This window comes from Pseudomonas sp. NC02, assembly GCF_002874965.1.
Taxonomy (GTDB): domain Bacteria; phylum Pseudomonadota; class Gammaproteobacteria; order Pseudomonadales; family Pseudomonadaceae; genus Aquipseudomonas.
Genome location: NZ_CP025624.1, coordinates 1,357,210 through 1,369,986 on the forward strand (window position 1 = coordinate 1,357,210; position 12,777 = coordinate 1,369,986).

A 12,777-nucleotide genomic window follows, 5' to 3' on the forward strand; every position below is an offset into this window, starting at 1 on the left:
ATGGCGCTGTGACAGCGTCAAGCTAGAGTGAACGCAGGCCGTAAACGGCTTGCCAAGAATTTTCAAAAAATACGCCGCAGGAGAGATTCGCAATGGCTCAGCAGGGCAGTGGTCATCAGGCTCGCTATAAACGCATTCTACTCAAGCTTAGCGGCGAGGCCCTGATGGGCTCGGAAGAGTTTGGGATCGATCCCAAAGTACTCGATCGCATGGCGCTGGAAGTCGGCCAACTGGTCGGTATCGGTGTCCAGGTCGGTCTGGTGATCGGCGGCGGCAACCTGTTCCGTGGTGCGGCACTCAGCGCTGCCGGCATGGATCGGGTGACAGGCGACCACATGGGCATGCTGGCCACTGTGATGAACGCCCTGGCCATGCGTGATGCGCTGGAGCGCGCCAATATCACCGCGATCGTGATGTCGGCTATTTCCATGGTTGGCGTAACGGATCACTATGATCGTCGCAAGGCCATGCGTCACCTGGATGCCAAGGAAGTCGTGATTTTTGCGGCCGGTACCGGCAACCCATTCTTTACCACCGATTCGGCAGCTTGCCTGCGTGGTATCGAGATCAACGCGGACGTGGTGCTCAAGGCCACCAAGGTTGACGGTGTCTACACTGCAGACCCATTCAAAGACCCGCATGCCGAGAAGTTCGATCATCTGACTTATGATGAAGTACTGGATCGCAAGCTGGGCGTGATGGACCTGACGGCAATTTGCTTGTGCCGCGACCACAAGATGCCGCTGCGCGTATTTAACATGAACAAGCCCGGCGCCCTGCTGAACATCGTACACGGCGGCGCGGAAGGGACTCTGATCGAGGAAATCGAACAATGATCAACGAAATCAAAAAAGACGCTCAAGAGCGCATGCAAAAATCCCTGGAATCCCTGAACCATGCGTTTGGCCAGATTCGTACCGGCAAGGCCCACCCAAGCATCCTGGGCAGCGTGATGGTGCCTTACTACGGCGCTGATACCTCGATCACCCAAGTGGCCAACATCACTGTAAAAGATTCGCGCACCCTGCAAGTCGTTGCTTTCGAGCGCAACATGCTCGGCGCCGTCGACAAGGCCATCCAGAGCGCCGGTTTGAACCTCAATCCGACCAACCTGGGCGAATTGCTGCTGATCTCCATGCCTGCCCTGACCGAAGAAACCCGCAAGGGCTTCACCAAGCAGGCGCGCAGTGCAGCAGAAGACGCACGTGTTGCCGTGCGCAACATCCGTCGTGATGCCTTGGGTGACCTGAAGAAGCTGGTCAAGGACAAGGAAATCAGCGAAGACGAAGAGCGCCGTGCCGTTGCTGATATCGACAAGCTGACTAAAGATGCCGAGGCCCAGATCACCAAGGCCACGGAAGATAAAGAAAAGGACCTGATGGCCGTATAAGGGGTCAGGACGCCTTCATGGAAAAGACCAAGCAGACTGTGCCCTCCGTGGTGCCGCGCCATGTCGCGATCATCATGGACGGGAATAATCGCTGGGCGAAGAAGCGCTTTATGCCGGGCGTTGCCGGGCATAAGGCGGGTGTCGACGCTGTACGAGCCGTGATTGAGGTGTGCGCCGAGGCCAAGGTCGAAGTATTGACCCTGTTCGCGTTCTCCAGTGAAAACTGGCAGCGCCCGGCCGAGGAGGTCAGTGCCTTGATGGACCTGTTCTTCAAGGCCCTGCGCCGCGAGGCCAAGCGCCTGAACGAGAACAACATCAGCCTGCGTATCATCGGTGACCGTTCTCGGTTTCATCCGGAGCTGCAGGCGGCCATGCGCGAAGCCGAGGCGATCACTGCCGGCAGCAACCGTTTTGTGCTGCAGATCGCAGCCAATTACGGCGGCCAGTGGGATATTGCCCAGGCTGCGCAGCGTCTGGCGCGGGAAGTGCAGGCCGGCCATCTGCGCCCGGAAGACATTACCCCCGAACTCTTGCAAACCTGCCTGGTGACCGGCGACCTGCCGTTGCCGGACCTGTGCATTCGTACCGGTGGCGACCATCGCATCAGCAACTTCCTGTTGTGGCAGTTGGCCTATACCGAACTGTACTTCTCCGACCTGTTCTGGCCGGACTTCAAACACGATGCCATGCGCAATGCGCTGGCCGATTTCGCTTCCCGTCAGCGTCGCTTCGGTAAAACGAGCGAGCAGATCGAAGCTGGAGCCCGGGTTTAATGCTTAAACAACGAATCATCACGGCGCTGATCCTGCTGCCTATTGCCCTGTGCGGGTTTTTCCTGCTTGAAGGTGCGAACTTCGCGCTGTTCATCGGCCTGGTTGTGACCCTGGGTGCCTGGGAATGGGCGCGCCTGGCGGGTTTCGCCGCGCAGTTGCCTCGTGTGGTGTATGCCGCTGTCGTGGCGTTGTTGATGTTCCTGATGTACATCCTGCCGGACGTGGCGCCCTGGGTGCTGGGTGCGGCGGTGTTGTGGTGGGCGTTGGCGACCTATCTGGTGCTGACCTATCCGGGCACCAGCAGTCATTGGTCCAGTGTCGCCTGCAAGCTGGTGATTGGCCTTTTGATTCTGTTGCCTGCCTGGCAAGGCCTGGTCTACATCAAGCACATGCAACTGGGTAACTGGCTGATCATGGCGGTGATGGTTCTGGTGTGGGGTGCCGATATCGGCGCCTATTTCTCCGGGCGTGCCTTCGGCAAGCGCAAGCTGGCGCCGGCTGTCAGCCCGGGCAAAAGCTGGGAAGGTGTGTATGGCGGCCTGGCGTTGACCCTGGTGATTACCGTGGTGGTCGGTGTGGTGCGTGACTGGACCGTCAAGGAAATGCTCCTGGGCCTGGTGGGCGCAGCCGTGGTGGTGTTCATCTCGGTAGTCGGTGACCTGACCGAAAGCATGTTCAAGCGCCAGGCCGGGATCAAGGACAGCAGTAACCTGCTGCCGGGTCACGGTGGCGTGCTGGACCGTATCGACAGCCTGACTGCCGCGATCCCGATCTTTGCCGTACTGCTGTGGATGGCTGCCTCGTGAGCCGCCTGCAACAGGTAACCGTGCTGGGCGCTACCGGCTCGGTGGGGCTAAGCACCCTGGATGTGATTGCCCGTCATCCCGAGCGTTATCAAGTATTCGCCTTGACCGGTTTCAGTCGCCTGAGTGAACTGCTGGCACTGTGTGTGCGGCACGCGCCGCAATACGCAGTAGTGCCCGAAGCGGCAGTTGCACGTGGTTTGCAGGATGACTTGCGCGCTGCGGGCCTGGCGACTCAGGTATTGGTGGGGGAGGAGGGGTTGTGCCAGGTTTCGGCAGACCCTGAGGTCGACACCGTGGTTGCGGCGATTGTCGGCGCTGCCGGCTTGCGCCCGACCCTGGCGGCCGTTGATGCGGGCAAGAAGATTCTGCTGGCCAACAAAGAAGCCCTGGTGATGTCCGGGGCACTCTTCATGCAGGCGGTGCGCAAGAGCGGCGCCGTGCTGTTGCCGCTCGACAGCGAGCACAACGCGATTTTCCAATGCATGCCTGGTGATTTCGCCCGCGGGTTGAGCCAGGTCGGCGTGCGCCGGATTCTGCTGACAGCCTCCGGTGGTCCGTTCCGGCAGACGCCGCTGGCCGATCTGGAGCATGTTTCTCCCGATCAGGCGTGCGCTCACCCGAACTGGTCCATGGGGCGCAAGATCTCGGTGGATTCAGCGAGCATGATGAACAAGGGCCTGGAGCTGATTGAGGCCTGCTGGTTGTTCGATGCCCGGCCGGACCAGGTCGAGGTGGTGATCCACCCGCAAAGTGTGATTCATTCCCTGGTGGACTATGTGGATGGCTCGGTATTGGCCCAACTGGGCAATCCGGACATGCGTACGCCGATCGCCAATGCCCTGGCATGGCCTGAGCGGATTGACTCGGGTGTTGCGCCGTTGGATCTGTTTGCCATTGCCCGTCTGGACTTCGAAGCGCCCGACGAGCAACGCTTCCCTTGCCTGCGTCTTGCGCGGCAAGCTGCGGAGGCGGGTAACAGTGCCCCGGCGATGCTGAATGCGGCCAATGAAGTGGCTGTGGCGGCGTTTCTGGACCGGCGCATCCGCTTTCCGCAGATCGCGGGTATCATCGAGGACGTTTTGAGCCTTGAGCCCGTCGTCCCGGTGAATGATCTGGGCGCGGTGTTCGAAGCGGATGCAAAGGCCCGGGCCTTGACCGAGCAGTGGTTGAGCCGCAATACGCGTTAGCCTCTGGGTGTGTTCAAGCCTTCAGGCACTGGATTGAAATGCGGAGAAATTAGATGAGTGCGCTCTACATGATTGTCGGCACCCTGGTTGCTCTGGGTGTGCTGGTTACCTTCCACGAGTTCGGCCATTTCTGGGTCGCGCGTCGTTGCGGCGTCAAGGTACTGCGCTTTTCCGTAGGCTTCGGCATGCCGTTGCTGCGCTGGCACGACCGTCGTGGCACCGAGTTCGTAATTGCGGCCATTCCATTGGGCGGCTACGTCAAGATGCTCGACGAGCGCGAAGGCGAAGTGCCGGCTGATCAGTTGGATCAATCCTTCAACCGCAAGACCGTTCGTCAGCGCATCGCCATCGTCGCGGCAGGCCCGATCGCGAATTTCCTGTTGGCGATGGTGTTCTTCTGGGTCCTGGCCATGTTGGGTAGCCAGCAGGTGCGTCCGGTGATCGGTGCCGTCGAGGCCGACAGCATGGCGGCGAAGGCCGGCCTGACTGCCGGGCAAGAAATTGTTGCAGTTGATGGCGAACCAACCACCGGCTGGGGTGCCGTCAATTTGCAGTTAGTGCGTCGCCTGGGTGAAAGCGGCATCGTGAAACTGGTGGTGCGCGATCAGGATTCCACCACCGAAACCTCGCGCGAGCTGGCCCTGGACCACTGGCTGAAAGGCTCCGATGAGCCTGACCCGATCAAATCCCTGGGCATTCGCCCATGGCGTCCGGCCTTGCCGCCGGTGCTGGCGGAGCTGGATCCGAAGGGGCCGGCCCAGGCCGCGGGTCTGAAAACCGGTGATCGCCTGCTGGCCCTCGATGGCCAGGCGCTGAGTGACTGGCAGCAGGTGGTCGACCTGGTGCGTGTACGCCCTGATACCAAAATTGTGCTGAAAGTTGAGCGCGATGGTGCTCAAATCGACGTCCCTGTGACCCTGGCGGTTCGTGGGGAAGCCAAGGCAGCCGGGGGTTACCTGGGGGCCGGCGTCAAAGGTGTCGATTGGCCACCTTCGATGGTTCGAGAGGTCAGCTTCGGGCCGTTGGCGGCGATTGGCGAGGGTGCGAGACGCACCTGGACCATGAGTGTGCTGACCCTCGATTCCCTCAAGAAAATGTTGTTCGGCGAGCTCTCGGTAAAAAACTTGAGTGGACCGATAACCATTGCTAAAGTGGCGGGCGCTTCTGCCCAGTCGGGCGTTGTAGATTTCCTGAATTTCCTGGCTTATCTGAGTATTAGCCTTGGGGTTCTGAATTTGTTGCCCATTCCAGTATTGGATGGGGGGCATCTGTTGTTTTATCTGGTCGAGTGGGCGCGTGGTCGCCCCTTGTCGGATCGGGTGCAGGGTTGGGGGATACAGATCGGTATCAGTTTGGTGGTCGGGGTGATGTTATTAGCCCTGGTCAACGATCTGGGACGACTGTAACGCTTCGCTGAATTGCGAATCTGCCGCATTTTGCGGCAGTTTGTTTATTGCCAGTTGGAATAAGAAAGGACTTCATGAAACGTCTGCTGCTAACTGCGGTTCTCACCGTATTGATGATCGCCGAAGTTCACGCCGAGTCCTTCACCATCTCCGATATTCGCGTCAACGGCCTCCAGCGGGTTTCCGCGGGTAGCGTCTTTGGTGCCTTGCCGTTGAACGTCGGGGAACAGGCTGATGACCGTCGCCTGGTGGAATCCACTCGTGCGCTGTTCAAAACCGGGTTCTTTCAAGATATCCAACTGGGTCGCGAAGGTAACGTCCTCGTCATTACTGTCGTCGAGCGACCTTCTGTCGCCAGTATCGAGATCGAAGGCAACAAGGCGATCTCCACTGAAGACTTGATGAAAGGCCTCAAGCAATCCGGCCTTGCCGAAGGCGAGATCTTCCAGCGTGCCACCCTCGAAGGCGTGCGTAACGAACTGCAACGCCAGTACGTTGCCCAGGGTCGTTACTCGGCTACCGTCGAGACCGAAGTGGTGCCGCAACCGCGTAACCGCGTCGGCCTGAAGGTCAATATCAACGAAGGCACCGTGGCGGCCATCCAGCACATCAACGTGGTGGGTAACACCAAGTTTGCTGATGACGACCTGATCGACCTGTTCGAACTCAAGACCACCAACTGGCTGTCGTTCTTCAAGAACGATGACAAGTATGCCCGTGAAAAACTCTCCGGTGACCTGGAGCGCCTGCGTTCCTACTACCTGGACCGCGGCTATATCAACATGGATATCGCTTCGACCCAGGTGTCCATCACCCCGGACAAGAAGCACGTCTATATCACTGTCAACGTCAACGAAGGCGAGAAGTACAAGGTTCGTGACGTCAAGCTCAGCGGCGACTTGAAAGTGCCTGAAGACCAGGTCAAGTCCCTGTTGCTGGTGCAGAAGGACCAGGTGTTCTCGCGCAAGCTGATGACCACCACCTCCGAGCTGATCACCCGCCGCCTGGGTAACGAAGGCTATACCTTCGCCAACGTCAACGGCGTACCGACCCCGCACGACGAAGACCACACCGTGGACATCACCTTCGTTGTAGACCCGGGCAAGCGTGCCTACGTGAACCGCATCAACTTCCGTGGCAACACCAAGTCTGCCGACGAAGTGCTGCGCCGCGAAATGCGTCAGATGGAAGGTGGCTGGGCGTCGACTTACCTGATCGACCAGTCCAAGGTTCGCCTCGAGCGCCTGGGCTTCTTTAAGGAAGTCAACGTTGAAACCCCGGCTGTACCGGGTGTGGATGACCAGGTTGACGTGAACTACGCCGTAGAAGAGCAAGCGTCCGGTTCGATTACCGCCAGCGTCGGTTTTGCCCAGAGTGCCGGTCTGATCCTCGGTGGTTCGATCACCCAGAACAACTTCCTCGGTACCGGTAACAAGGTTTCCATCGGCCTGACCCGAAGCGAATACCAGAGCCGCTATAACTTCGGTTATGTCGACCCCTACTGGACTGCTGACGGCGTGAGCCTGGGCTACAACGCCTTTTATCGCACAACCGACTACAAAGACCTCGACGTTGACGTTGCAAGCTATGCAATCGACAGCTTCGGTGTTGGTGCCAACATTGGTTACCCGATCAGTGAGACCTCGCGTCTGACCTTCGGCCTGACCGCGCAGCAGGACAAGATCAAGACCGGTGTGTACACCGTGGATGAGATCTTCAACTTCGTGCGTAAAGAAGGCGACCAGTTCCTGAACTTCAAGGCTTCGGCCGGTTGGTCGGAATCGACCCTGAACAAAGGCGTACTCGCGACCCGCGGCCATTCCCAGAGCCTGACCCTGGAAGCCACCACGCCGGGCAGCGACCTGTCGTTCTTCAAACTCGACTACCGTGGCCAGTTGTTCCAGCCATTGAGCGAAAACTACACCATGCGCCTGCACACCGAGCTGGGTTATGGCGACGGTTACGGTTCGACCAGCGGCTTGCCGTTCTATGAGAACTACTATGCGGGTGGTTTCAACTCGGTACGTGGTTTCAAGGACAGCACCTTGGGTCCTCGTGGTACCCCAAGCCGTGGCGTGGGTGTGACCGGTAACCAGGGGACTGTGGCTGACTCGGACAACGACCCGCTGCCATTCGGTGGTAACGTGCTGATCCAGGGTGGTGCTGAGATTCTGTTCCCGCTGCCATTCGTTAAAGATCAACGTTCCCTGCGTACTTCGGTCTTCTGGGATGTGGGTAACGTATTCGACTCCAAGTGCGAACAGGTCACCAACCCGAATGGCTCGAAGTCCAACACGCAGTGCAACGACGTGAGCTTCAGCAACCTGGCAAGCTCTGTCGGTGTCGGTGTGACCTGGGTTACCGCGCTTGGCCCATTGAGCTTTGCTCTGGCCATGCCGGTCAAGAAACCGGATAACGCTGAAACCCAGATTTTCCAATTCTCCCTCGGCCAGACGTTCTAAGCGTCTGACCCAAGATAACGACAACGGATTCTGTAGGAGTGCATCGTGCGTAAGTTGACTCAATTGGTTCTCCTGGCGACTGTCCTGGTAGCGACCCCGGCCTTTGCCGAAATGAAAATTGCCGTTCTGAACTATCAGATGGCGCTGCTGGAATCCGATGCGGCCAAGAAATATGCCGTAGATGCCGAGAAGAAATTCGGTCCTCAACTGACCAAGCTCAAGACGCTGGAAAGCAGCGCCAAAGGCATCCAGGATCGTCTGGTAGCCGGTGGCGACAAGATGCAGCAAGGCGAGCGCGAGCGTCTGGAGCTTGAATTCAAGCAAAAGGCCCGTGACTACCAGTTCCAGTCCAAGGAGCTGAACGAAGCCAAGGCTGTTGCCGACCGCGAAATGCTCAAGCAGCTGAAGCCGAAACTCGACAGCGCTGTGGAAGAAGTCATCAAGAAAGGTGCCTTTGACCTGGTATTCGAACGCGGTGCAGTCATCGACGTTAAACCTCAGTACGACATCACCCGTCAGGTGATCGAGCGCATGAATCAGCTGAAGTAAGCCATGACTGCGACTATCAAGCTCGGCCAATTGGCCGAGTTCCTGGGAGCCACCTTGCGTGGCTCCGCGGAGAAGGAAATCACTGGGCTAGCCACCTTGCAGGAGGCTGGCCCAGCTCAGTTGAGCTTCCTGGCAAACCCCCAATACCGTAAATACCTGGGCGAAAGCCGCGCCGCAGCCGTGCTGCTGAAGGCCGCTGACGCCGAAGGTTTTGCCGGGGACGCGCTGGTTGTTGCCGATCCGTACCTGGCGTATGCCCGGGTGTCGCACCTGTTCGATCCGAAACCCAAGGCCCCCGCCGGTATCCATCCGACGGCGGTGATCGCCGATGACGCTCAGGTTGACCCTGCCGCGAGCATCGGTGCTTTTGTGGTGATTGAAAGCGGTGCACGCATCGGGGCGGGTGTAACGCTGGGTGCCCAGTGTTTTATCGGCGCGCGCAGCGAGATTGGTGCCGGTGGCTGGCTGGCTCCGCGTGTGACCCTGTACCACGACGTGCGTATCGGTGAGCGTGTGGTGATTCAGTCCGGTGCCGTGATTGGCGGCGAGGGCTTCGGCTTCGCCAACTCGAAGGGTGTCTGGCACAAGATTGCCCAAGTGGGCGGCGTGTTGATTGGCGATGACGTTGAAATTGGCGTCAACACTGCCGTTGACCGCGGGGCCCTGGCCGATACCGTCATTGGTAACGGCGTGAAACTGGATAACCAGATTCAGATCGCCCACAACGTGCAGATTGGCGATCACACCGCCATGGCCGCCTGCGTGGGGATCTCCGGCAGCACCAGGATCGGCAAGCATTGCATGCTCGCCGGGGGTGTTGGCCTGGTGGGCCATATCGAAGTGTGCGACAACGTATTCATCACCGGCATGACCATGGTGACCCATTCGATTACCGAGCCTGGGTCCTATTCATCCGGTACGGCCATGCAGCCTGCGGCCGAATGGCGCAAGAGCGCGGCGCGTCTGAGGCAGCTCGACGATATCGCTCGGCGCCTGAAACATCTGGAAAAGCGTGTTGGGGACGTGACCCCTGGCGGTAATGCTTCATCAGATGGCTGATACCATTTCCATATCAAGTGTGCACAGCCGCTAGACTGCCTCCTTGATTTGCTAGAGGGGCGTGCCTTAGTCCGCACGCTCCCAATCTTTATTACAGGCTTCCCCCCGAAATGATGGACATCAACGAGATTCGCGAATACCTGCCTCACCGTTACCCGTTCCTGCTGGTGGACCGGGTCACGGACCTCAATGTTGAGGAAAAGCGCATTCGTGCCTACAAGAATGTCAGCATCAACGAACCGTTCTTCAACGGTCACTTCCCTGCGCATCCCATCATGCCAGGCGTATTGATCATCGAAGCGATGGCCCAGGCTGCCGGTATCCTTGGTTTCAAAATGCTCGACCTGAAGCCTGCCGATGGCACGCTCTACTATTTCGTGGGCTCTGACAAACTGCGCTTCCGCAACCCGGTAACTCCGGGTGACCAGTTGATCCTTGAAGCCAAGTTCATCAGCTGCAAGCGCCAGATCTGGAAGTTCGAATGCCAGGCCTCGGTCGACGGCAAGCCGGTGTGCTCGGCTGAAATCATCTGTGCGGAACGCAAACTATGAGTTTGATTGACCCTCGCGCAATCATCGATCCGACGGCCGTACTGGCCGCCGACGTTGAGGTCGGCCCATGGTCGATCGTCGGCGCAGGTGTGGAAATCGGCGAGGGGACAGTCATCGGGCCGCATGTGATCCTCAAAGGCCCGACGAGGATTGGCAAACACAATCGTATCTATCAGTTTTCATCGATAGGCGAAGACACCCCGGACATGAAGTACAAGGGTGAAGAAACACGTCTGGTAATCGGTGATCACAACATCATCCGTGAAGGCGTGACCATTCACCGCGGTACTGTCCAGGACCGTGCCGAGACCACCCTGGGTGACCACAACCTGGTGATGGCTTATGCCCATATCGGTCATGACAGCGTAATCGGCAACCATTGCATCCTGGTCAACAACACTGCGTTGGCCGGCCATGTGCACGTTGACGATTGGGCGATCCTGTCCGGTTTTACCCTGGTGCATCAGTACTGCCATATCGGCGCCCACAGCTTTTCCGGCATGGGTACCGCCATCGGCAAGGACGTTCCGGCGTTCGTCACCGTATTCGGCAACCCGGCCGAGGCCCGCAGCATGAACTTCGAAGGCATGCGCCGTCGGGGCTTCAGCGAAGACGCGATCCACGCCCTGCGCCGCGCCTACAAGGTGGTTTACCGCCAGGGGCTGACGGTCGACCAGGCCTTGATCGAACTGACGGAGCCAGCCGCATTGTTTCCGGAAGTCGCGATATTCCGTGACTCTATCCAGTCGTCGACTCGCGGCATCACCCGCTGATCATGGCCAGGCTGCGTATAGCGTTGGTGGCCGGAGAAGCTTCCGGCGATATTCTCGGTGCAGGCCTGATGCGGGCTCTCAAGCTCCAGCATCCGGCGGTTGAATTCATCGGTGTCGGCGGTCCGCTGATGCAGGCTGAAGGCCTGACGTCCTACTTCCCTATGGAACGCTTGTCGGTCATGGGGCTGGTGGAGGTGCTGGGCCGTTTGCGCGAGCTGCTGGCCCGTCGCAAAAAGCTGATCCAGACCCTGATCGAAGAAAAGCCCGACGTCTTTATCGGAATCGACGCTCCGGACTTCACCCTCAATATCGAACTCAAGTTGCGTCAGGCCGGGATCAAGACCGTGCATTACGTCAGCCCGTCCGTGTGGGCGTGGCGGCAAAAGCGCGTGCTCAAGATTCGCGAAGGCTGCGACCTGATGCTGACCCTGCTGCCCTTCGAGGCCAGGTTCTACGAAGAGAAGGGCGTGCCGGTGCGGTTTGTAGGGCACACCCTGGCCGATACCATTCCTCTGCAGGCCGACCGTGCTGCCGCGCGTGCCGAACTGGGTTTGCCCGAAGGTCCGCTGGTGGCCTTGATGCCGGGGAGCCGTGGCGGCGAAGTCGGTCGTCTCGGCGCGCTGTTTTTTGATGCAGCCGAACGCCTGCAGGCGCTGAAGCCGGGTGTGCGCTTCGTATTGCCATGCGCCAGTCCTCAGCGCCGTGCACAAATTGAAGAATTGCTGGTAGGGCGCAACTTGCCGTTGACCCTGCTCGACGGGGGCTCGCACCTGGCACTGGCGGCGTGCGATGCGGTGCTGATCGCCTCCGGCACTGCGACCCTGGAGGCCTTGCTCTACAAGCGCCCGATGGTCGTGGCCTATCGCCTGGCGCCGCTGACCTACTGGATTCTCAAGCGTATGGTCAAAAGCCCCTACATCTCCCTGCCGAATTTGCTGGCCCAGCGTCTGTTGGTGCCCGAGTTGTTGCAGGACGATGCGACGCCTGAAGCCCTGGCGCAAACCCTTTTCCCGTTGATCGACGGTGGCGAAGAGCAGACCCGTGGTTTCGACGAAATTCACCGCACCTTGCGCCGTGATGCGTCGAACCAGGCGGCGGATGCCGTGCTGACGTTGATCGGTCATAAGCAGGAAGCCCTATGAAGACGCAAATGGGCCTGGATTTCAGCCTGGTCGCCGATGCCCTTGACCTGGTTGCCGGTGTTGACGAAGTCGGACGCGGCCCGCTGTGCGGCGCAGTCGTCACCGCCGCGGTGATTCTCGATCCAAACCGTCCGATCCTTGGCCTCAACGATTCGAAGAAACTCACCGAAGCCCGTCGCGAAAAACTCTACGACGAGATCTGCGAGAAAGCCCTGAGTTGGCACATCGCCCGCGCTGAAGTCGAAGAGATCGACAAACTGAACATCCTGCACGCCACCATGCTGGCCATGCAGCGCGCCATTGAAGGCCTGCATATCACGCCAAAAATGGCGATGATCGACGGCAACCGCTGCCCGAAGCTGACGATGCCCGCAGAAGCGGTGGTCAAGGGTGATAGCAAAGTGCCGGCGATTGCCGCTGCATCGATCCTGGCCAAGGTCAGCCGTGACCGTGAAATGGCGGCTTTCGAATTGATCTATCCCGGCTACGGCATCGGCGGGCACAAAGGCTATCCAACGCCCGTTCATCTGGAAGCTTTGGCTCGCCTGGGCCCCACCCCGATCCACCGCCGCTCGTTCGCACCGGTTCGCCAGGCTTACGAGGCTCGGGAAAGCCTGATCGAGGTTTAGCAGCAAGGCTGATGTTTTTGCCAAGGCCCGGTACAATCCGGGCCTTGTTG

Annotated in this window: 13 protein-coding genes; all 13 read left to right on the plus strand. The window is 59.2% G+C overall.

What is annotated here, in order from left to right:
* The first annotated feature begins 92 nt into the window (after positions 1-92).
* The 13 genes from pyrH to rnhB all read left to right on the plus strand — a co-directional run bounded on the left by pyrH (position 93) and on the right by rnhB (position 12,727).
* A complete protein-coding gene (pyrH, locus tag C0058_RS06240) occupies positions 93-836 on the plus strand; it encodes a UMP kinase (protein ID WP_003219327.1) in 744 nt (247 codons plus the stop codon).
* Positions 833-1,390 (plus strand): ribosome recycling factor, encoded by a 558-nt coding sequence (gene frr, locus C0058_RS06245; protein ID WP_003219325.1) that lies wholly within the window; start codon positions 833-835, stop codon positions 1,388-1,390. Before pyrH ends, frr begins: the two co-directional genes overlap by 4 nt.
* Before the next feature lie 17 nt (positions 1,391-1,407).
* A complete protein-coding gene (uppS, locus tag C0058_RS06250) occupies positions 1,408-2,163 on the plus strand; it encodes a polyprenyl diphosphate synthase (protein ID WP_003219323.1) in 756 nt (251 codons plus the stop codon).
* A complete protein-coding gene (locus C0058_RS06255; protein ID WP_102368228.1) occupies positions 2,163-2,969 on the plus strand; it encodes a phosphatidate cytidylyltransferase in 807 nt (268 codons plus the stop codon). Before uppS ends, C0058_RS06255 begins: the two co-directional genes overlap by 1 nt.
* A complete protein-coding gene (gene ispC / locus C0058_RS06260) occupies positions 2,966-4,156 on the plus strand; it encodes a 1-deoxy-D-xylulose-5-phosphate reductoisomerase (protein WP_087694925.1) in 1,191 nt (396 codons plus the stop codon). Before C0058_RS06255 ends, ispC begins: the two co-directional genes overlap by 4 nt.
* 53 nt (positions 4,157-4,209) lie before the next feature.
* Positions 4,210-5,562 carry a sigma E protease regulator RseP gene (gene rseP / locus C0058_RS06265; protein WP_008432227.1) on the plus strand — a complete coding sequence of 451 codons (1,353 nt, stop codon included), beginning with the start codon at positions 4,210-4,212 and terminating at the stop codon, positions 5,560-5,562.
* 74 nt (positions 5,563-5,636) lie between these two features.
* Positions 5,637-8,024: an outer membrane protein assembly factor BamA gene (gene bamA / locus C0058_RS06270; protein ID WP_008432225.1), complete on the plus strand. Its 2,388-nt coding sequence runs from the start codon at positions 5,637-5,639 to the stop codon at positions 8,022-8,024.
* A gap of 45 nt (positions 8,025-8,069) precedes the next feature.
* Positions 8,070-8,573 carry an OmpH family outer membrane protein gene (locus C0058_RS06275; protein WP_003219314.1) on the plus strand — a complete coding sequence of 168 codons (504 nt, stop codon included), beginning with the start codon at positions 8,070-8,072 and terminating at the stop codon, positions 8,571-8,573.
* Positions 8,574-8,576: 3 nt separating this feature from the next.
* The gene (gene lpxD / locus C0058_RS06280; protein ID WP_102368229.1) at positions 8,577-9,632 is read left to right on the plus strand and encodes a UDP-3-O-(3-hydroxymyristoyl)glucosamine N-acyltransferase; all 1,056 of its coding nucleotides are present in this window, start codon (positions 8,577-8,579) and stop codon (positions 9,630-9,632) included.
* Between the two features lie 110 nt (positions 9,633-9,742).
* Positions 9,743-10,183 carry a 3-hydroxyacyl-ACP dehydratase FabZ gene (gene fabZ, locus C0058_RS06285; protein WP_003219309.1) on the plus strand — a complete coding sequence of 147 codons (441 nt, stop codon included), beginning with the start codon at positions 9,743-9,745 and terminating at the stop codon, positions 10,181-10,183.
* A complete protein-coding gene (gene lpxA / locus C0058_RS06290; RefSeq protein ID WP_003219308.1) occupies positions 10,180-10,956 on the plus strand; it encodes an acyl-ACP--UDP-N-acetylglucosamine O-acyltransferase in 777 nt (258 codons plus the stop codon). Before fabZ ends, lpxA begins: the two co-directional genes overlap by 4 nt.
* 2 nt (positions 10,957-10,958) lie before the next feature.
* The gene (lpxB, locus tag C0058_RS06295) at positions 10,959-12,098 is read left to right on the plus strand and encodes a lipid-A-disaccharide synthase (RefSeq protein WP_087694922.1); all 1,140 of its coding nucleotides are present in this window, start codon (positions 10,959-10,961) and stop codon (positions 12,096-12,098) included.
* On the plus strand, positions 12,095-12,727 hold the full coding sequence (rnhB, locus tag C0058_RS06300; protein WP_102368230.1) for a ribonuclease HII: 633 nt from the start codon (positions 12,095-12,097) through the stop codon (positions 12,725-12,727). Before lpxB ends, rnhB begins: the two co-directional genes overlap by 4 nt.
* Positions 12,728-12,777: the final 50 nt, after the last annotated feature.